The sequence below is a fragment of the Streptomyces sp. NPDC050416 genome (assembly GCF_044458845.1).
GTDB lineage: Bacteria > Actinomycetota > Actinomycetes > Streptomycetales > Streptomycetaceae > Streptomyces.
This window is the reverse complement of record NZ_JBITII010000022.1, coordinates 1-19,378: the sequence shown is the minus strand read 5'-3', so window position 1 is coordinate 19,378 and position 19,378 is coordinate 1. Positions and strand designations below refer to the sequence as shown.

The 19,378-nt window shown below is 68.3% G+C and carries 16 protein-coding genes and 5 pseudogenes; 7 read left to right on the top strand and 14 right to left on the bottom strand.

Going from position 1 to position 19,378, the window contains the following annotated elements; translation table 11 throughout:
* Positions 1-2: 2 nt before the first annotated feature.
* The 7 genes and pseudogenes from ACIBL4_RS39330 to ACIBL4_RS39300 form a co-directional block, all read right to left on the bottom strand.
* Positions 3-221, bottom strand: coding sequence for a hypothetical protein (locus tag ACIBL4_RS39330; RefSeq protein ID WP_399416641.1), 219 nt, complete (start codon positions 219-221; stop codon positions 3-5).
* Positions 222-366: 145 nt separating this feature from the next.
* Positions 367-945, bottom strand: coding sequence for an SMI1/KNR4 family protein (locus tag ACIBL4_RS39325; RefSeq protein WP_399416640.1), 579 nt, complete (start codon positions 943-945; stop codon positions 367-369).
* 524 nt (positions 946-1,469) lie between these two features.
* Positions 1,470-1,787: an EthD family reductase gene (locus ACIBL4_RS39320; protein WP_399416639.1), complete on the bottom strand. Its 318-nt coding sequence runs from the start codon at positions 1,785-1,787 to the stop codon at positions 1,470-1,472.
* Positions 1,784-2,347 carry a dihydrofolate reductase family protein gene (locus ACIBL4_RS39315; RefSeq protein WP_399416638.1) on the bottom strand — a complete coding sequence of 188 codons (564 nt, stop codon included), beginning with the start codon at positions 2,345-2,347 and terminating at the stop codon, positions 1,784-1,786. Before ACIBL4_RS39315 ends, ACIBL4_RS39320 begins: the two co-directional genes overlap by 4 nt.
* Positions 2,348-2,404: 57 nt before the next feature.
* Positions 2,405-3,343 (bottom strand): RNA polymerase subunit sigma-70, encoded by a 939-nt coding sequence (locus tag ACIBL4_RS39310; protein ID WP_399416637.1) that lies wholly within the window; start codon positions 3,341-3,343, stop codon positions 2,405-2,407.
* 308 nt (positions 3,344-3,651) lie between these two features.
* Positions 3,652-4,210 (bottom strand): annotated as a pseudogene (locus ACIBL4_RS39305) (DinB family protein).
* A gap of 147 nt (positions 4,211-4,357) precedes the next feature.
* Positions 4,358-5,673 (bottom strand): annotated as a pseudogene (locus ACIBL4_RS39300) (MFS transporter).
* Positions 5,674-5,762: 89 nt separating this feature from the next.
* On the opposite strand from ACIBL4_RS39300, the gene ACIBL4_RS39295 reads away from it, so the two are divergent.
* Positions 5,763-6,743 (top strand): winged helix-turn-helix domain-containing protein, encoded by a 981-nt coding sequence (locus ACIBL4_RS39295; protein ID WP_399416636.1) that lies wholly within the window; start codon positions 5,763-5,765, stop codon positions 6,741-6,743.
* 325 nt (positions 6,744-7,068) lie between these two features.
* On the opposite strand, the pseudogene ACIBL4_RS39290 reads toward ACIBL4_RS39295, so the two are convergent.
* Together ACIBL4_RS39290 and istB are read right to left on the bottom strand one after the other, a co-directional pair.
* A pseudogene (locus ACIBL4_RS39290) lies at positions 7,069-7,779 on the bottom strand (N-acyl homoserine lactonase family protein).
* An 84-nt stretch (positions 7,780-7,863) separates the two neighbouring features.
* Positions 7,864-8,554 (bottom strand): annotated as a pseudogene (istB, locus tag ACIBL4_RS39285) (IS21-like element helper ATPase IstB); the annotation flags it as partial.
* A gap of 73 nt (positions 8,555-8,627) precedes the next feature.
* On the opposite strand from istB, the gene ACIBL4_RS39280 reads away from it, so the two are divergent.
* Positions 8,628-9,436 (top strand): IS5 family transposase gene (locus ACIBL4_RS39280; RefSeq protein ID WP_399416635.1). Its coding sequence is split into 2 segments (ribosomal slippage): positions 8,628-8,967 and positions 8,967-9,436, totalling 810 coding nucleotides; the frame shifts between segments, so codons are not numbered across the junction.
* A gap of 548 nt (positions 9,437-9,984) precedes the next feature.
* Here ACIBL4_RS39280 and ACIBL4_RS39275 read toward each other — a convergent pair.
* From ACIBL4_RS39275 to ACIBL4_RS39265, 3 genes and pseudogenes are all read right to left on the bottom strand, one after another.
* Positions 9,985-10,987: pseudogene (locus tag ACIBL4_RS39275) on the bottom strand (IS481 family transposase).
* An 8-nt stretch (positions 10,988-10,995) separates the two neighbouring features.
* Entirely contained in the window at positions 10,996-12,012 is a 1,017-nt protein-coding gene (locus ACIBL4_RS39270) for an NADPH:quinone oxidoreductase family protein (RefSeq protein WP_399416634.1), read from the bottom strand.
* A gap of 46 nt (positions 12,013-12,058) precedes the next feature.
* Positions 12,059-12,424 (bottom strand): MerR family transcriptional regulator, encoded by a 366-nt coding sequence (locus ACIBL4_RS39265; protein WP_399416633.1) that lies wholly within the window; start codon positions 12,422-12,424, stop codon positions 12,059-12,061.
* A 197-nt stretch (positions 12,425-12,621) separates the two neighbouring features.
* On the opposite strand from ACIBL4_RS39265, the gene ACIBL4_RS39260 reads away from it, so the two are divergent.
* Positions 12,622-13,170, top strand: coding sequence for a DinB family protein (locus ACIBL4_RS39260; protein WP_399416632.1), 549 nt, complete (start codon positions 12,622-12,624; stop codon positions 13,168-13,170).
* A gap of 143 nt (positions 13,171-13,313) precedes the next feature.
* On the opposite strand, the gene ACIBL4_RS39255 is transcribed toward ACIBL4_RS39260, so the two are convergent.
* Positions 13,314-14,186: a Ku protein gene (locus ACIBL4_RS39255; RefSeq protein ID WP_399416631.1), complete on the bottom strand. Its 873-nt coding sequence runs from the start codon at positions 14,184-14,186 to the stop codon at positions 13,314-13,316.
* Between the two features lie 524 nt (positions 14,187-14,710).
* On the opposite strand from ACIBL4_RS39255, the gene ACIBL4_RS39250 reads away from it, so the two are divergent.
* Both ACIBL4_RS39250 and ACIBL4_RS39245 read left to right on the top strand, forming a co-directional pair.
* Positions 14,711-16,135 (top strand): serine/threonine protein kinase, encoded by a 1,425-nt coding sequence (locus ACIBL4_RS39250; protein WP_399416630.1) that lies wholly within the window; start codon positions 14,711-14,713, stop codon positions 16,133-16,135.
* A gap of 204 nt (positions 16,136-16,339) precedes the next feature.
* Positions 16,340-16,525: a hypothetical protein gene (locus tag ACIBL4_RS39245; protein WP_399416629.1), complete on the top strand. Its 186-nt coding sequence runs from the start codon at positions 16,340-16,342 to the stop codon at positions 16,523-16,525.
* A 109-nt stretch (positions 16,526-16,634) separates the two neighbouring features.
* Here ACIBL4_RS39245 and ACIBL4_RS39240 read toward each other — a convergent pair whose 3' ends face one another.
* Positions 16,635-16,898 carry a hypothetical protein gene (locus ACIBL4_RS39240; RefSeq protein WP_399416628.1) on the bottom strand — a complete coding sequence of 88 codons (264 nt, stop codon included), beginning with the start codon at positions 16,896-16,898 and terminating at the stop codon, positions 16,635-16,637.
* A gap of 627 nt (positions 16,899-17,525) precedes the next feature.
* On the opposite strand from ACIBL4_RS39240, the gene ACIBL4_RS39235 reads away from it, so the two are divergent.
* Together ACIBL4_RS39235 and ACIBL4_RS39230 are read left to right on the top strand one after the other, a co-directional pair.
* Complete coding sequence (locus tag ACIBL4_RS39235) at positions 17,526-17,813, top strand: DUF2267 domain-containing protein (protein ID WP_399416679.1); 288 nt, start codon at positions 17,526-17,528, stop codon at positions 17,811-17,813.
* A gap of 491 nt (positions 17,814-18,304) precedes the next feature.
* On the top strand, positions 18,305-19,336 hold the full coding sequence (locus ACIBL4_RS39230; protein WP_399416627.1) for a M28 family peptidase: 1,032 nt from the start codon (positions 18,305-18,307) through the stop codon (positions 19,334-19,336).
* Positions 19,337-19,378: the final 42 nt, after the last annotated feature.

Here is a 19,378-nt window from a genome sequence, read left to right as displayed (position 1 = left end):
CACTACACGCTGGTGGTGCGCACCCGATCGTCGTGCGCTACAACGCGCACCTGGCGAAGCTCGCCGTGCCCGAGTACCAGGCGACCCTGGACGCCCTCCAGGAACTCCCGGAGTTCGGCCACCCGCAGCACGGAGGTCAGACATACCTGCTCACCGGAGAACAGTCGCTGAGCCAGCCGGAGAAGGTCGCCGCGCTCGGCGCGGCGCTCGACCGGACACACTGTCGTTCGTCGAGGCCGCCCCGGACGAGATCCGCCGCGGCATGCTCGCCGCCGCCGCCCACGGGAGCTGCCGGGTGGCGTCCGGACGGTCGCCGTCGACCTCACCCGACCCGAGATGCGGATGCCTGGGCAGATGGAGACGGTCTCAGTTTGCTCCGAAGGCCTCGACGGAAGGCCGCACCGGCGGCAACTCCCACAGCTCGAGGGACCCGCTGATCAGGTCCGCCAGGAACTGAACGGTGCCCCCCGTGTAGTGCCACCAGCCGGCATTACGGGAGGCCACAGTGACAGTCCAGTCATCGGGCCCGGCCCCAGTGGTGGTCCAGAGAAAGTAGTCGCCCTGGTTCGACGTCCCCCAAGGCAGCAGCCCTCCAGGAGCAGGAAACGGGTACAAGGGGATGGCCGTCTCGGCGTCCTCGCACCACTCGGCGAGGATCTCAAGATCCTCCGGGTCCTCGGCCCATGCCGTCTCCCGCCCGGGGGACGGGAAGCCGACGCACAGGAAGTCACCGAAGACCAAGGAGGGGTAGCTCTCAGCGAGCAGCTTGTAGTCCGAGGGAAGCCCCACGCCCAGGCATTCCTCCACCTGGGCCCAGTCGATGCCGGCGGGAGCCGTACGCCGGAAACGCGCAAGCTCAGGTGCGACCCGTTCCAGGGCCGCAACCGCCGAGGCAGAATCGGCCAGTCGCCGATGAGGCACCTGAGTGCCGATGAGAGCGTCCACATCGACAGACTGCCAGGCCAAGGATCCCGTCCCTTCGCCGGCATCCACCCAGGATCGTCACAGCCTGCACACCGAGGGCCTCTTGTACCGGAGGAAGTTGCCGTGACGTCCTTGACCCCGGAGACATTCGCCCGCGTGGTGAACGTCTTCACCGTTGAGAACCACCAGCTCCGCGGCCAGTCGGGACATACACGAGCCCGGGTGGTGGCCTTGCGCCCGGCCCCCGACCCCGGCTCGTAGGTGCACCGCCTCGTCTCGTCCTGACCGCTTCGCGGTCAGAACGGCGACCAGTTGGAATTCCCCACGTACGGCCAGTTGCGATTTCACTCTGGGTAGTCATGAAGGGGGCACGCGCTGCGCGCGATCGGCCCCCGTGAGCCGACCGGTTGCGCCGACTGGCCCGAGCGTCGGTAGCTGGTCGCTTCCCAACGCTCGGGCGAGCGGTCGTCTTCGCTGGCGCCGACGCGGACGATCCGAAGGAGGAGCTCCTCAGCCTCGTTCGAAACGCGCACGGTAGAGATCGTCTACAGCGCACTCTCGTCCACAGTGAAGATCACGCCGCGGACCCGTTCGAGTTCCTGGAGGTGCGCCGCGTCGGCCGCGGTGGCGCGTCCCTCGGGTGAACAGAACGCGGCGTGCAGCTCGTCCATCGAGTCCCATTCCAGCTCCGCAACCAGGTAGTACGGGAAGCCGCCGCGGACGGCGACCATGTCGCGGCCGATCGTGTAGCGGCTCAACCATGGGAGGCGGCGTGCGAGCGGGATGTGGACATCGTGGTAGTGCCGGTCGAACGCCGCGGGGGCGGTGGGTGTCTCGTACAGGGCGATGAAGCGGGCGGTCATCGGGCGGCCCTCCGGTAGCGGGTGAGGACGGCGGCACCGGCCTCCTCGGCGGCCAGGCACTCCAGCTCGGTGTGCGGGCCATTGGCTGGGAAGAGCCGCCGGCCGGTGCCGAGGACGGTGGGGAAGGTCAGCAGCCGGTACTCGTCGACCATGTCCGCGGCCATCAGCCGGTCCACGACGCTCAGGCTCCCTGCGATGACCATGTCCCGCCGCTCGCGCTTGACGGCGTCGACCAGATCGCCGTCAATGAGCTGGGAGTTCGCCCACATCGATGTGTCGATGTGGGTCAGGGTGCGGGAGGCGACCAGCTTCGGCACGGCGTTCATCCGCGCGGCGAACGGGTCGTTGCGGCCCGGCCACAGCCGTGAGAACAGCTGCCAGGTGGCGCGCCCGAGCAGCAGTACCCCCTCGTCGAGCGTACGGCCGAGCCGGAACTTGTCCCCGGCGACCGCCTCCGGGCCGTGCCGGAATGCCCAGCCGCCCAGCGGTGTGCCGGCGGATCCGTCCGGATCGGACACGATCCCGTCCAGGGTGATGAACTCGATGACGATGATGCTCACGATGAGTTTCCCTTCGGTTCGGTGCTCACCGGTACGTACCGGCCGCACCGCCCCGACTCATCGCTCCCGGCGGAACTCGCCTGCACGAATCTCGTCCGGCAGCTCGAAGGCGTCGAACACGCGCGGATCGGCGAACACCACGTTGTGTGCGACCCGGCCGTCGATGACGGAGAAGACCTGCAGGGTGTGCAGACGGTGCCTGCCGCCGGGCTCCGGCGCGTACGCGGCGAGCGCGGGCTGCCCGCTCGCGGTGAGCTCCCGCATCCTCCAGCCCCTGCCCCGTATCCGGAACACCCGCTCCAGGAACCGGCCGTAGTCCCGGCTGCCTCGGTACCACAGCGGCACCGGAGGCATCTCAAGCGCCGCGTCGTCGGCCAGCAGCCGCACCAGCGCGGGCACATCCGCCGCCTCGAACGCGTGTATGTACCGCCGGATGACCGCCCGCGCCTCGGGATCGTCCGGCTCGGTGACCGCACCGGCATCGCCCACGTCGGCGAGGGCGGCACGGGCGCGCTGCAACGCGCTGTTGACCGCCGCGACCGTGGTCCCCAACTGCTCGGCGACCTCGGCGGCGGTGAACGCCAGCACCTCGCGCAGCACCAGCACCGCCCGCTGCCGCGCCAGCAGGACCTGCACCGCCGCCACCCACGCGAGCCGCAGATCCGCCCTGACCTCCACATCGAACCGCGCGTCCGGGAACGGCTGAAGCCAGGGCACATCGAGCGCCGGCATCAATGGCGCCTCGGGATCGTCGCTCGGCACCCCAAGCCCGGACGGCAGCGGACGCCGCCGGCGCCCCTCCAGCGCGGTCAGGCACACATGGGTCGCGATCCGGTACAGCCAGGTCCGCACCGACGCGCGCGCCGGATCATACCGGTCACGGGCCTTCCAGGCACGCAGCAACGTCTCCTGCACCAGATCCTCGGCCTCGTGCACCGAACCCAGCATCCGGTAGCAGAACGCCACCAACTCACCCCGGTACGGCTCGAAGTCCACGGGCTCATCATGCTGCACCGGTCTTGCGCCCCCGACAGGGGGCTTCCGCGGGATCCGCCAGGACTTCGGACAGCTACCAGGCGGCGTGCCTCCAGGCCGATGACTCGGTGTGACCATTCGCGGCCACTTGACATCCCGTTACATCGCCGCGAGTGGGGAAATGGCACTGGCCACCGACACGCTCAGGACGAGACCACAGGACCAACCTTCTCCGCTGTTACACGGTGTCACCTCACCAACCAAGACCAGGAGTCAGATGAGAGATCGCTACAAAGTGGCCAGAGTTGACAGGGAACTGATGTGTCAGATCAAGCCTTGATGGGTGCGGCCGACCTGGCGGCCCGCTCGATCTTCGCGCAGTAGGCTGCACGGGCTTCCTGGTCGATCGGCTGCTCGTGTTCGGGGCGCATCCCGGTCCGGCCGTCGAGGCCCTCGCGCAGGATGTCGGCGTGCCCGGCATGCCGGTTGGACTCGCCGAGGACATGGATCATGAGGCTCCGGCCACCACGGCACGTGGCCGGGGGCGTCCAGGGGGAGCTCGTTGATCGTCGCGTCCGAGTGTTCCCACGTGCGCCGGTAGAATCCGATGATCTGATCGCGGGTCTCGTCCTCGGTCGCCCACTGGTCGCTGCCGTCGTGGTCCTGCCACCGGGGCAGCGGTTCCGGGGAAGGGCGGTCGAAGACCTCGCCGAAGTACCTGGCTTCGACGCTGGCCACGTGTTTGACCAGGCCCAGGAGGTTGGTCCCGGTCGCTGTCAAAGGCCGGCGGGCGTCGTATTCGGACAAGCCGTCGAGTTTCCAGAGCAGTGCCTTGCGGTCCCGCCGCAGTCTCCGGTGCAGGTTGTCTTTCGCGAATTCATCGATCATGCGGCATGAACCTTCCTTGGGCCGTTCGTGGTCTCAAGATCCCGTACGTGGTCCGCAACGGCTGGCAGAGCAATGACTGTCTGTCAGAGAGACGCGGGGGTGGGGGTGGGGTGCGTGACGGTTCGCGGCCGACCCGACCTGTGACGGTTACTGCGCAGGAGAACGACACGCATGCTGTTCGGTGCCGTTCTCTGATCCCGTTGAGTGGTTCGGGACGGGGACCGGGGAGGTGGGCGGGTGCCAGGTGAGAATCCAGCCGGCGGTAAGCACCGCCGCGCCGCCTGCCAGGGCGATTGCGCCGCCTGTTCCGATGCCTGCGGCCACCGAGCCGAAGCAGGCCGGACCGACGCCCTGCAGCGTCATGCTGCCGGAGCCGAGCAGACCGAAGGCCTGGCCCTGGCCATCTGGCGGTAGGGCGTCCAGGAACGGACGTTGCAGGCCGAGACCATAGGCCAATCCGACGCCGCAGAGCAGCAGCAGACAGGACGAGACGCCCACTCCGGGCTCGGTAGCGAAGCCGGCCAGCGGCAGTCCCGTCAGGACAATCAACGGGACTACCAGTCGCTCCCGGGTGGGTGGCCGTAGCAGTCGACCCACCAGCAGGTCACCGACCAGCTTGCCACCGGCAGACAGCCCATCAGCACCGCGTACCAGCCGGGCGCGAAGTGGCGTCCTCCCGCGTAGGCGACGATCAGGCCTTCCGCGCCCGCTACGAACGCGGGCGGTAGCCACTGGGCCAGCATCAGTCGTCGTACCGTGTGTTTGCGCAGCAGCAGGCCGGCACCGTGCAGGCTTGCCCGGACGGCCCCGCCATCGCCCCGGGTGCTGCCGGGTGTGCCGACGAACTCTCCCGGCTCCAGCCGGGGTAGCCGGATGCGGACAGCGAGCGTGCAGCCGAGGTAGAGGGCGGCGCTGACCGCGAGCGCCCGGTGCGGGCCGAGTGCCGCGACGACCGCACCTCCCAGGGCCAGACCGAACAATTGCGCGCCGGAGGCAGCGATGTTGTTCAGTGAACGGCCCAGTACATAGGCGTCGCCCTTCAGCGACTGCGCGACCAGCCGACTCGACGCGCCGCCGAACACCGGTGTGGCGAGGGCGACCAGCGCCACGACACCGAGGCTTGCAGCGATCGGCATCCGCACCAGGGCGAGCAGCAGGGCGGCGGCGCACTCCAAGGCGTAGCCGCCGGCGATGAGCGCGCGGGGCGGCAGTCGGTCGGCCAGTGAGCCCAGCAGCAGCGAGCCGAACAACTGCGGGAAAAAGCCGATGCCGAAGGCCAGCGCGCTCAACAGCGCGGAGCCGGTGGCCGCGAAGACCAGCACCGAGAACGTGGTGATCCGCAGCGAGCCCGCGGTGATCGCGACGGCACGGGTCGAGAAAAGCAGCCGGAATCGCGGCTCGGCCAGCACCTCCCGGTAGGTGGCACGGTGGTTGCCCCGCGCGGGTTCGGCGGTTGGGATCATGACGCCCAGCCTCGCCGTGCGCCCACGCCACCCACCAATGATTCGTCGCTGGACGAATCGGAACAGACGTCCGGCGGTAGCATCACAGGGTGCTCCGCTTCGAAGTCTCCGTCGAGGACCTGCTGCGCAGCCGCTTCGCACTGTCGCCCGCGATGGACCTCTGCTTACTCCTACGCTCGCTCGCCGGCCAAAACCGGCCGCTGCCGCGAGCCTGGGCCACCCGGCTCCTGCCGGCCTTTGCACGGCTTCGCCGCGAGACCGAACTGGACGCCGCCCTCGCCCTGCACACCCCGCAATCCGGACCGAACTTCGTCGCCCCGCCCCCGCGCGGCCTCAACCAGACCTGGGCGGACGACCTGGCCATGATCCGGGCCACACCACTGGAAGCGGCCCGCCACGAAATCGCCACCAACGCGACCGGCCCGACCGCCCATGATCCCCGCATACGCGCAGTGCTGGACTCCACGGACGCCGTCTCCAGGATCGCCGATGCGATGGACCAGGCCTGGCACGAACTGCTCGCCACGGACTGGCCGCAACTGCGCGCGATCTGTGAGCGCGACGTCGTACACCGGGTGGGTGTGATCGGCGAACACGGGTGGGCCACGACCATCGAGAGCCTGCACCCGAGCATCGCCTGGCAAGCCGGCGGTATCGAGATCGGCCACTTCCCTCAAGTTGGAACAGTCCGCCTCGCCGGCGACGGGCTCCTGCTGATCCCCTCGGTATTCGTCGCGAATATCGCCGCCCACCTGGAAGACCCCTGGCCCAGGACCTTGATCTATCCTGCCCGCGGCACCGCCGCCCTGTGGGGCCAACAGGAGAGCCTCCCCAGACCGGATGCCCTGACCGCTCTCGTCGGCCGGGCCCGAGCCCGGCTGCTGTTGGCGCTGGACGCCCCGGCCAGTACCAGCCACCTCGCCCGAAGCCTCGCCATGGCACCCGGCGCGGTGGGAGACCACCTCGCCATCCTGCGAGGCGCGGGACTGCTCGTCCGCGCCCGGTCCGGACGGTCCGTGCTCTACCGCCGCACCCCGCTCGGCGAGGCACTGGTCGCCGGTTCGGGCTGAGGGCTCAGATCAGCACTGCTTTTTCAGGCGCCGCCAGCAGATGATTGTGCAGCCGAGGGTGGGGAAGGCCTGGTGGATGTCGGCGCGGATTTCCCGGCGGATACGCAGTCAGCGGAACCAGTGCAGAAGTGTGGCTTCGTAAGTGTGAACGGACACCGCGTGTCAGCGAGTTTGAACACCACTTGTCGATCGCAGGTCCGCGAAATATCGCTGAGAAGTGACACACCACTCCCGCAGTGATCTGGCTCGTCCTCGAGGTCGTGATGATGACCGCCGGTCAGCCCACGCTCCTCTGGACGACGCGGTTCGGCGTCGTTGGGTCAGTTCAGAAGTTGCTGTCCGAGGGTTCCCAGATCGAGCAGTCGTGGGCGAAGAGCACTCGTCTCGGGTCGAAGTCGGCAAGCCGCTCCACCCAGTGCCCATAGTCAGGAAGCGGCTGTTCCACGCCGTGAAGTGCGGCCTGGCGGGCCAGCTGGTCCGACGCGAACTGGGATGCGGAGTCGTGTGCCTGTCCGGCGAGGATCACCGTGCCGTCGCCTTGCCGAAGGACCAGCGACTGATGCCCGGGCGTGTGTCCGGGGGTCGGAATGATCCAGACGCCCGGCCAGATCTCCGTCTCACCAGCGAGTTCCTCGTAGGGTGCGCCGGGGAAGTCGACAAGCTCGTCGATGGTGTAGTTGCCCCGGCGGGCGGTGGCCAGCTCGACTTCCTGGACCAGGATCGGCTTGCCGCCCAGGAGAGGATTCCCGCCGCAGTGGTCGAAGTGAAGGTGGCAGTTCACGACCACAGAGATGTCGTCGAGGGTGACTCAAGCCGCCGAAAGTACCTCTTGTAGTGCGCGGCGTTGGGGTCGGTAGTGTGCCTCGGTCTCGGAGTCAGCGCTGCCGATGCCGGTGTCGAAGAGGATCAGTCCCTGTTCGTGTTGCACCAGATAAGCGAGCACGGGTTCAACTCGCGGTTGCGGGCCGCCTGTCTCTGAAGCCGGCCGGGTGAAGTACCCGAGATCGAGTCGACGCACCGCCGTGTTCTTCCCCATGCGGCCATCCTGACAGGCCGCGATGTTCCGTCCAGCGGGTCTGCCGACAGCAGAATCGCGACTGCGACGTCAATCGACCTGCCCCTAGTCCGTGGTGTCCTGGGCAGCGGCCCGGGCTTGGGTGAGGGCGAGGCGGTAGGAGTCGGTGCCGGTCTGGATCAGGTTGCCGCCGAAGGTCAGCCGGTCACGATGGCCGCGCAGAGCCGGGGATCGGTGAAGGTCTTCGTCCAGCCGCTGAAACTCTCATTCGAGGCGATGGCGACACTGTTCTTCTCCTCACGCTCCGTCAGGTCCTGGAACAGCAGCTCAGCGCCCCTGCGGTCCAGCTCCATATAGCCCAGCTCATCGATGCACAAACACGGCCGTAGCGGGCGATGGTCTTGGTCAGCACCTTCTCGTCCGCGGCCTCGACCAGCTCGTTGACGAGCTTGGTGGCGAGCGTGTAGCGGACCCGGTAGCCGGCCATCGCGGCTTCGGTGCCCAGCGCGATCAGCAAATGAGACTTGCCGGTTCCCGAGTCGCCGATCAGGCAGAGCGGCGGACCCTTTTTGACCCACTCGCAGGTCGCCAGGGTGTGGATGACCGCCGGGTCAACGCTGGGGTTCGCATCGAAGTCGAAAGCCCGCAGCGACTTCTCGCGGGGGAAGGCGGCGGCCTTGATCCGTCGTTCCGAGCAGCGGCGGGCCCGGTCGTCGCACTCGGCCATCAGCAGTTCGGCGGGGAACCCGCGATACGACATCTGGTCACCGGCGGCTGCTTCGGCGAGTTCCGGGAACTAACTGATCATTTCAGAATGAGTTTGGCTCACAGGCTTGGCAGTTGGGCTGGTGGGCGGCAGAGTTCTGCGGGTGTCGGATGATCTTGTGCCTGATGACCTGTGGGATCGTGTCGCTCCGTTGCTCCCGCCTCGCCCACCGCGGCGTCGGCGGTATCCAGGCCGGCTGCCGGCGGATGACCGTGCGGCTCTGCGGGGGATCGTCTACGTGCTGCGCACAGGTGTGACCTGGGCGGACGTGCCGACCGAGACGATCGGCTGCAGCGGGGTGACGTGCTGGCGGCGGCTGCGGGACTGGACCGAGGCCGGCGACTGGCCCCGCCTACACGAGATCCTCCTCGCGGAACTCCGCAAGGCCGGACTGTTAGACATGGAGGACGCCGCGGTCGACGGCTCGCACGTCCGGGCCCTGAAAGGGGGGCTCACACCGGACCTTCGCCGGTCGACCGCGGCCGCCGGGGCAGCAAGCACCATGTGATCACGGACCGGCACGGAACGCCCCTTGCGGTGTCGTTGACCAGCGGAAACCGTCACGACGTCACCCAGCTCATGCCCCTGCTGGACGCGATACCTCGCATCCGCGGCCTGGTGGGCAGGCCACGTCACCGACCACGGCGGCTGTTCGCCGACCGCGGCTACGACTACGACAAGTACCGGCGGCTCCTCCGCGCTCGCGGCATCACGCCAAAGACCGCCCGCAAGGGCACCGCCCACGGATCCGGCCTGGGCAGGACCAGGTGGGTCGTCGAGCGAACCTTCGCCTGGCTCCACCAGTTCAAGCGCCTGCGGATCCGCTACGAGATACGAGCCGACCTCCACCTCGGACTGCTCCAACTCGCCTGCAGCATCATCTGCTTGAGACGACTCCGAACCTCATTCTGAAATGATCAGTAAGCCCGGATGGTGGGCAGCCGCAGCATGCGGCATGCCTGGTCGACGGCGGCGTCGGCGGCCTGTTCGGTCAGTCCGCGGTGGCGTTTGAATGTTGTCATGGCGTTTCTCCCTGGACGGCGGAGCGGTTCGGCCGCTGCCTGGGTCGCAGCAGCTGGTCGTAGGCCGCGACTGACGGCAGCGGCCGGTTGTCGGGCGGCACGTGGGCCAGCCGCCGTTCGGTCAGGAACGTCACCCCGCCCGGTCCGGCTCCGGTTCAGCTGTGGCGGCCGGGGCTTCGGCGGCCTTGCGTGCCTCCAAGGCGACTGCGTCCGCGGTCAATGCGCCGGCTCGCAGGGCGGCGGCGAGGCCGGCCACCAGGTACTCGTGGTGCAGATGCCGGCCCAGCAGGAGGACCTCGATCAGAGCGCGGGTGCCGTCCCGGTCACCGTGGGCCTTGCAGGCCGCCGCCCGCCACGCATCATGGACGGGAGTGAACTTGCCTGCGGAGCGGGCCTGTTCCAGCGCGGTCGCGCCGGGGAAGGCCCCGGGCTTGCGGACTAGGTGTATGAGGCCAGGACGTTGGTTACGCCTGCGCGTAGTCGCCGGGCTGGCGGTTGGCCCCCAGCTGCACCGTGGGGTCGGTGGTAGTTGTAGTGGACGTTCCAGACGTCAAGGGCGTCTCGGCGTTGATCCTCCGAGGCCCAGCGGCGGGCGTAGAGGAACTCTTCGGCGATGATTCGGTTATAGCGCTCCACCTTGCCGTTGTGGCGAGGGGTGTACGGCGTGATGCGCTGGTGCCGCGCCCCGAGCATGGCCCGGGCGAATGTGCCGGCGCGGTAGCAGGCGCCGTTGTCCGTGACGATGCGTTCGATACGGACGATGCCGTGGGCTGCGAACCAGGCCCTGGCTCGGTGCAGGAACGCGATGGCGGTGACGGCCTTCTCGTCGGGTAACGCTTCGGAGTAGGCAAGTCGGCTGAAGCCGTCGACGGCGGAACGCAGGTAGATGTAGCCGCCGCGTGCGCCCTTTTTCTTGCGTCGTTCGACGGTCTTGGCCTGGTGGCTTCCGCGTCCATGGACTCGCCAGCCACCACTGTCCGGGATCCGGCCGACCTTCTTCACGTCGATGTGGACCATGTGTCCCGGACGGCGAGCGATGATCTTCCGTGCTTCCCGGTTGAGGTCGCCGCTGGGATCGATGAACCGGCGCCGGTTCAGGCCGAGGGCGAGCAGATGCCGCGACACGGTGCGGCGACTGAGCGAGATCCCTTCGGCCTGGAGCTCAAAATGCGATCCGGGAAGCGGACCACTTCTCGGCACGGCGGAGTGCCTTGATCCTGGCGACGACGTCAGAGCTCGTCGCCGTGGGCTGGCGCCGAGGTGTGGAGGAGCGGTCCAGCAGCCCGAGTTCGCCGTGCTGACGGTAGCGGTTGACCCATTCCGACGCTCAGGCACGGGAGATCCCCATCTCGGCTGCCACGTGGGCGATCGGGCGGTGCTGACAACGCTGCGCGAGCCGAAGTCGTCCCTCGGGGGACAGCGAAGCATTGCGGTGAAGCACAGGCGTTCCTAGCGCCAGGGATCGAGGGCCAGCTTGCCCCGGGTCCGGCCCGCTTCGAGTTGCTGGAGCACTGCCGGTCCTTCGGCCAGGGGATGCACGTGGGGGGTGCCGGGCGGGTAGACGCCGTGGGCGATGAGAGCCTCGATCTCGACGAGCAACGACTGGTAGAGGGTCGGGACCGCGACCGCCAGCGCGCCGATGTGCAGGCCCTTGATCTGAACCTGGTGGGTGAAGACCAGGTCGTGCGTGGTCAGAGTGGCGTCACCGGAAGCGGCTCCGAACACGACGATGCGTCCGGTGAAGGGCTTGGTAACCGACAGGCTGGCCTCGAACGTGGCCTGGCCCACCGATTCCAGGACCAGGTCGACCCCGCCGGTCAGGCGGGTGATCTCCTCAGTCAGATCGGGGCGTCGACTGTCCAGCACCTCGTCGGCGCCGAGGGCTTTGACGGTGTCGTGCTTCTCCGGTGAGGCCGTGGCGATCACCCGCGCACCGTAGTGACGGGCGAGGCGAACGGCAGCCTGCCCGACGCCGCCGGCCGCGGCATGAACGAGCACCGCCTCACCCGTCTTCATCTCGCCCAACGGCTTAAGTGCCGCCAACGCGGTGGCCCAGTTCAGCACCAGACCGAGAGCCTGGGCATCGTTCCAGCCGGACGGCACGGGAAGCACACCCGTGGTCGGCATCGTCATGTACTGCGCGAAGGCGCCCGGTCCGGCTCCGACGACATGGGTGCCGAGCGGCAGCGGATTCTCGACGTCCGGGCCGACCCCGACGATCTCACCGGCCGCCTCAAAGCCCGCCACGTAGGGTGCCTGCGGACCTCCTCCGTAGGTGCCATGGGTCTGCATGACATCGGCGAAGTTGACCCCGGCCGCGCCGACGCGGATCAGGTACTCGCCGGGCCGGGGGGTAGGGCGGCGGTGATCCGTCGTGAGAGTCAGGTCCTTCGGCCCATGGTGCGAGTGCTGGACCAGTGCTCGCACGGTTTGCTCGGCGGCGTTCTGCTGCTCGTTGATCTCCATGAAGCGACTGTAGGAACCTCACACTTACGTCAAGGTCAAGCGGCCGTCAGAGATCAATACGGCGGGCCTCTCTCAGGTAGGCGTCGAGTGCCGCCTGCTGATCGCTGAGAACGGCAATGCGAGCAGCGAGCCGATCGCGATAGCCCTGCACCTCGTGTAGGAACTCCGCACACACCACCTTGGTGCCGGCATCGGATCCGTCAGCGAGGCTGGGCAGGACTTCCCTGATCAACCTCACGGGCAGCCCGGACTCCAGCAGCGACCGGATGACGAGCACCCGATCGATCGTGGACTGGCAGTAGTCACGGAACCCATTGCTGAAACGACCAGGGACGATCAAGCCCTCGTCCTCGTAGTGCCGCAACGACCGCGCACTCACACCGCTGACTCTGGAAGCCTCGCTGATCTTCATACCTGCAGCCAACGTCCAGCAGCACCGCAACCTTCCGGCACTCGCTGTAACGAGTTGAAGACCTGCTCTGGCGAACAACCTCATGTCCCGCAACAACTAGGTGTGCTGTCCGGCGGATCTGGTGGTTCTGGGTGATCGGTTCGTTGCGGTTCGCTCGTCGGCTGCACTGTCAGCTCCGTTCACTAAGGTCTGCGGCCATGACTGAGAGCGAAACCGAAGCTTGGCCGGAACCTCCACTCGCCGGCACCGAGGCAGCAGCCATCCTCGGCGCCCTCGAACGGCAGCGGGCTACCCTGGCCTGGAAATGCTCCGGGCCTGCCTCCGGCCTTCGCGCCACACTCGGCACGTCCACCATCACTCTGGGCGGCCTCCTCAAACACCTGGCGCACGTAGAAGACAGTCACTTCGCCCGGCTGTGGCTCGACTCCCCCGTCGGCGCTCCCTGGGACACCGTCGACTGGGAGAGCACCCCCGACTGGGACTACCGCTTCGCTGCGGAGGACGCCCCCGAACAACTGCGCGCTCTCTGGCAGGAATCAGTCGCCCGCTCCCGTGCCATCGTCGACGAGGCGCTCAGCACGGGCGGGCTGGACCAACTTGGCGCCTACACCACCCGTAGCGGCGAACGTCCCAACCTCCGCCGCATTCTCCTTGACCTCATCGAGGAGTACGCCCGCCACGCCGGTCACGCCGACCTCATCCGTGAATCCGTCGACGGGCTCACGGGCGAGGATCCGCCGAGGTGAACTGAAGTACGGCTTGGAGGGATGGTCGGCCTTCATCATGATCACCCTTGATAAGGGCGAGTTTCTGTCGAGTTGAGCACGGCCGGAGGCAAAAGCGGATCGCGGCAATGGCCACGGTGCCGTGGAAGACGTAAGCCCTCTTGTTAGGCGCTGCGCGGCCGGCGCCCGGACGTCTTCTTCGCCGCAGTCTTCTTCGTGGTCTTCTTTGCGGTGGCTTTCTTGGCCGGCTGCTTCTTCGCGGCCTTCTTCTTCGGCAGCTCGTGCACGTCGGCGTCCTCACCGCGGGAGGCCCTGGCCCTCTGCACGGACTCGTTCAGCGCGGCCATCAGGTCGACGATCTGCCCCGGCTTCGCCTCCGGCTCCTGGAGCTTCGGTGGCTCGCGGTGTTCTTCGCTTCGCTTCGATGATCTGCGCGAGGGCTCGGTGTAGGTGTCCTGGAACTCCTCACCCTCGAGGTCTTCGCGGGTCATGGTGTCCATGAGCGCGAGCGCGCCGTCGATCTCCTCGTCGCTCAGCTCGACGGGCGGCGGCAGCAGTTCCTCCGGGCTCCTGATCTCGTCGGGCCAGCGCATCGCGTGCAAAACGATGGTGTCTTCGCGGACCCGGAGCAGCCCGAGGCGCTCGCGGCCGGACCAGGCGTACTTCGCGACGGCCACCTCGCTGCTCCGGTCCAGGGCCATGCGGAGCAGTTTGTAGGCCTTCGCGGCGACCTGCCCGCTGGGCGCCAGGCAGTAGCCCTCGCCGATCTTCAGAGGGTCGACGGAGTCCAGCGGCGCGAAGGCGACGATCTCGATGGCCTTCGTCGTTGGCAGCGGCAGGTCCCGCAGCTCCTCGTCGCTGATCGGGATGACCTGTTCCTTGGTCAGCTGGTAGCCCTTGTCGATCTCGCCCTGGTCGACCTCTCGGTCCTCGATCTCGCAGTACTTGCGCACCCGCACCCGGCCCATGTCCTCCAGGTGGTACTGGTGGAACCTGATCGAGTGCTCCTCGGTGGCGCTGGCCAAGGTGATCAGCACGGTGCTCTTTACTGAACTAGATGGCGCAAGTTCGCAGGTCAGCGGAGGCCTCTGTTAGTTTCCCGGCCATGTTGCAGACGGCGGATGACCCTGTCCGGGATCTGATGGCCTTCGCACTCCCCGCGTCAGGCGAGCTGCTGGAGACGGCGGACCCGGCGCGGCCATGTCTGTTCGTCGCTCAGCCGCCACTTCACAGCGTCATCGCCAGCCCGGACGACGTCGCCGCTGTGGCGTTAAGGCTGGTGTGTCACTGCTATGCCGGATTTGCGGCACGAGGCTGGCATCAGTGACGGTGTGTCAGATTGCTGTTCATCCACCTGCGCGAACCGCACCACGGCCCTCCGTGGGCCGCGTCCTCGCCCGTAGCGCTGTCCCACCCGGTGCTCGCCGTCCGGCCCGACGGTCGGTCAGGCGGGCCACCACCCATTGTTGTGCAAGCGGCGGATGGACGGGTACTTGCGTTCGGCGGCCCGTCGACGACGGGCGTCCGAGCGGTGCGAGTTCGCGGAGTGGGGAGATCGAAGGTGGGATTGCGCGAGGTGCGGGGCGCCCGGGCCTTTCAAGGCTGCACCCGGGTTCTGGCGGGCCGCTACCGTCTGGATGCGCTGATCGGTTCGGGTGGCGCCGCTGACGTACACCGCGGATTCGACCTGCGACTGCGGCGGCCGGTTGCGGTGAAGGTCTTCCGCGCCGGTACCGGCTTCGACACGGAGGATGCTTTCCGCAGCGAGACTGTGATCCTGGCCCGCTTGCAGCATCCGGGACTGGTGACCGCCTTCGACGCCGGACACCATGACGGCGATGCCTTCCTGGTCATGCAGCTGATCGACGGGCCCACCCTGAAATCTCGCATCGCCGAGGCTCCCCTGTCGTGCGAGGCTGCTGCAGCGCTCGGCGCGGCATTGGCCGATGCCCTGGCTCACGCCCACGAGGCGGGGATCGTCCACCGGGATGTCAAACCTTCCAACATCCTCCTGGACTCCTCCGGCTATCCCCATCTGACGGACTTCGGCATCTCCCGGCTGCTGGACGCGACCACCCGCACCGCCACAGGCACCCTGACCGGCACGGCGGCCTACCTCTCTCCTGAACAGGTCCTGGGCCGCTCCGTCGGCCGGCCCGCTGACATCTATGCCCTCGGCTTGGTCCTCCTCGAGAGCCTCACCGGTCGACTCGAATACGACGGCGGTCCCCTCGAGTCCGCCATAGCGCGCCTGCACCGCCGGCCGGCCCTCCCGGACTTCCTGCCCGACGGTTTTGCCACCCTCCTGCGGGACATGACCAGTCTGGAAGAACAAGATCGCCCCATGGCGCGCCACTGCGCTCAAGTCCTGACCCGTCTCGCCGGAACGAGCACGGCAAACCCTGCCGCGCCCGGTGCCCGGCCCGCGCTCAGCGTCACACCGCCCGCAGCCGAGGACCACGCCGACACCACACACCGGAACTCGTCCCCCGCCGCGAAAGCGCCCTGGAGCCCGAGCGCCTCAACAGGTCTCCAAGAGGAAGGGTGTCGGTCCGAGACCGTCCGCGGCCGCCTCCGAACGCGTGGGGCGGCAGCTGCACTCGCCGCGCTCGTCGCCGCAGGCCTGATCGTCACCGACGGCCTCTCACATCCCGACGCCATAGACAAGGCAGGGCCAGAAGCGGCCCCATCCGCCCCTGATCAGGCCACCCCTTCCATCCCTTCGGACACCCCGGCTCACAACGATGATGACGCGCCCTCCGCATCGGCCGCCCCGCCCTCGCACGGCCCCTCCGTGCCCGCTCAGCCCATGAGCGAGCCACCCCCAGCACGCACACGGCCCGCCACCCACCCCGCCCCGACGCCCAACACTTCTGAGCAGGCAACGCCCATCACAGCAGGGAAGGGCAGGGCACAGGCTCCGACCGGACCGCCGGGTCAAGCGCGGAAGAACCAGATGGGCAAGAAGGCAGCACATGCCAAGTGAGGAGCAGGAAGCGCCAAGATGGCGGTCGTACCAGCATCCACCTGCTCGCCGAAATCCGCCGACACCTCGCCCTGGTCCAACGCGGACGCCGCCGCGAACCCGTACTGGACGAGACGATCGTGAACGAAGCGCTCGCGGCGCACTGCGACACCCACCGTACGCGGACCGGCTTGGCTGCGGCTGTACGTCTCGGGCGACACACTGGTGTACGACGGTCTCGACGAGATCGCCCCCCGTTTCCCCTCCGCCGATCTGACCGTCCTCCACCTGGGCGGCACCCACCTCCCCGGCGGCTTTCTGGTGACCACGGACGGCGCGCAGGGAGCGGAAATATCCCGGCGCCTGGACTCCGGCTGGTCCTGCCCGTCCACTACGGCGACTACACGGTGATGCGCTCGCTGCGTTCCTCGCCGAGGTTCCTCGCCGAGGTCGAGGCCGCCGGTCTCGGCGATCGCCTCGTCCACTGCCGTCACGGCCAGCGTGCCCGGCTGACCGCCACTCATGGGGCCGCGCCGACGGTCTCCTGATCACACGGGCGGGCAGGTCCATCGTGCGCCCCATGCATGAAGCCCAGGAGTCCTCCCCTGCCGGTGGTGAAGCGCAGGACGAGTGAGCCCGCGGTGACGGTCCGGATGGCGCCGTCGGCGCTTACGTAGACCGGGACGACACGCACGGTGTCGAAGACGTAGGTCCGCCTGACGAAGTCCGCCGTCTCCCGCGTGGGAGCCATCAGCACCCGTTCCCCGTCGTCGGACTCACTCATCTAGGGCCGCCCTGGTCGCCTTTCCCCTGTTCGGTCCAGGCAACAGGACAGGAAGACAATCTGTCTTCCGAACCGGCCCGTTCATGGCCCGGGGGAGGCGCCGTTGTGGGGGTCGGCTTGTGGGTTGAAAGGGTGATGGCGGCGGATGTGCTGTGTCGAAGAGCCCTCATCACGCGTTGATGCAGGAGTGAATCCTCGCGTGGACGACGCTGCGCCGTACGCGGCACCGCCCGGGCTTACTGGCTCCCGGCCCGAGCGGGATGACCCGGGCGCCGGCGTCAGACGTGATGACGGGTGGTGTCGGGCCGTGATGGTCACCTATGCAGCGGTGCTTGTGGCCGCTGCTGTGGTGCTTGCCGTTGCGGACCGGCTCGCTTGAGAGATGTACAGACGGGTGGCCTGGGCAAGACGGACGGTCCGGGCGCGACCGCGGCGGCAGCCGGCTTCGATGCGAGTGTGTGCCTGCGTGATCAGCCGGCCGATGCGATCGCCTCCCTGCGCTGGCAGACAGCGGTGATGCTGTCGCACGCCCCCGGCCGTGCCACCGGGCCAGAAGGCGAGGCATCACCTGGCTCGCACCCCAGGGGATCAAAAGCCGGGGACTAATCGGTCACTCAGCGGGATCAAATCGGGCGGTTCCCGGTCCTTGGTTCACTGCCGCGCAGGGTTCGGTCCTATATCCACGACGGTGCGGATCTGGGACCGTGCCGCGCATCTCGAGGCCGCCGGCCAGTTGTCGACGGGCGGCAAACAGGTCAGGAGGAGGCCGAGAAGGTCACCACCGCAGTCCTTGAGGCTCTGTCCCAGAGGATCAGGCCGGGTGCAGCGGCTGACATGGCCGCGCAACTGCCCGAGCCGCTGCGTGGGCCGCTGACGGGCGACAGGCAGCAGAGCAACGCTCTGGCAACAAGCTAGCTACCAAGCTCTTGACCGGCCAGGAGTGCGCCGCGAACGGCGACACACCTACGCAACTGGCAGTCTGCACTAAGGTAGGGAGACCCCCCGCTCGCAGAGGGGCCTTTGCCGCGATAACCGGCACACGCGCGTGACCTTCTTGCGCGACGCAGCGCCCTGATCGCTGCGATGCACTGTATTGATCTTGAGCGGGCCGCAGAACACTGTAGGTGCCTCGCGCTGGTGGTCCAAGGAAAGATGCCCCACTTCCTGTGGGGAGATGCAGGTGCAAGGCCTGCCCAGCGCTCCAACAAGACCGCACCCTAGACAGCCGGGTGCACGTGGCGGCGCTGCGGCGGAAGCTCGCGGGTGCGGTCTCTGCGTTCATGACGTCAGCGAGTCGCACTTGGGCGATCGACAGAGCCGCCTAAGTTCTGTCTCTGTGGTCAGCGCCGTGTCCAGGGGCTGTTCGCTGGTCCGGCGTCCTTGATCCCGCACAGATCGGAGTGCCAGTGACCAACGACTCGCCGGCGACGCACGGTCGGGAACCGCTTGCGGAAGCCGCCCGACTGCGGCAGCACGTGGAGTTCCTCGCCGCCGAGCCGCGCAGTCGGCTGTGGGCACCTCGGGCAATGCAGCGCGCCGAGGCGTACGTCCGTGATGAACTGACCGTCGCGGGCTGGCTGGTGGAGCGGCACCCGTTCGACGCCCGCTGGCAGATCGGCTCGACGGACCGGCACGGGCACCGGGCCCTCGCCCTCAAACCGCGGCTCCACCGGCGCCTGCGCGGAGCGAACCTTATCGCTTCGCTGCCCGGATCCGGCGACGGGCCGGCCGTGGTGGTCGGTGCCCATCTTGACAGCGTCAGCGGCAGCCCAGGCGCGGACGACAACGCCTCGGGCGTGGCGGTGCTCCTGGAGACGGCACGCCTGCTGTCCGAGGCGCCCGTGGCCCCGCACGTCGTCCTGGCCGTGTTCGACATGGAGGAACTCGGACTGATCGGGGCCCGTCAGGCGGTCCGTGAACTGGGCCGCCGTGGCGGTGTCCGGGGGATGATCTGCCTGGAGTCGGTCGGCTACTTCGTGGACGCCCCGGGAACGCAGCGACTGCCCGCAGGCTTCGAGCGGATCTTCCCCGAGGCGTCGGCCGAGGTCCGGGCGGGCGGTTACCGGGGCGACTTCACCCTCGTCGTGCACCGGCGCTCCTCGACGGGGGCGGCGGAGGAGTGGAAGCGGGCCGCCGCGGCGGCGTCTCCGGCGGTCGCGGGTCTGCTGCTACGGGATCCGCGCCCCGACGGTCTGTTGGGGCTGCTCATCGGACTGGCCGTGCCGCCCGCGGGCCACCTGGGGCGCAGCGACCACGCGCCGTTCTGGAACCGCGGGATCCCCGCGCTGATGCTCACGGACACCGCGAACTTCCGCAATCCGCACTACCACCGGTCGACGGACCTGCCGAGGACGCTCGACTACGAGCGTCTGGCCGCCGTCACCGCGGCCACCGCCGCGACCGCCATCTCGTGGCCCGATGCCCGACGTACGGTGTGAACATGTCGCCCGGCACGCGACCGCTGCCCCGCCGGACAGGCG

Bases quoted from the DNA above. Each gene is read 5' to 3' on its own strand.
- ACIBL4_RS39320 (WP_399416639.1), bottom strand. From the start codon at position 1,787: ATGACCGCCCGCTTCATCGCCCTGTACGAGACACCCACCGCCCCCGCG.
- ACIBL4_RS39270 (WP_399416634.1), bottom strand. From the start codon at position 12,012: ATGGAGATCAACGAGCAGCAGAACGCCGCCGAGCAAACCGTGCGAGCA.
- ACIBL4_RS39265 (WP_399416633.1), bottom strand. From the start codon at position 12,424: ATGAAGATCAGCGAGGCTTCCAGAGTCAGCGGTGTGAGTGCGCGGTCG.
- ACIBL4_RS39260 (WP_399416632.1), top strand. From the start codon at position 12,622: ATGACTGAGAGCGAAACCGAAGCTTGGCCGGAACCTCCACTCGCCGGC.
- ACIBL4_RS39240 (WP_399416628.1), bottom strand. From the start codon at position 16,898: ATGAGTGAGTCCGACGACGGGGAACGGGTGCTGATGGCTCCCACGCGG.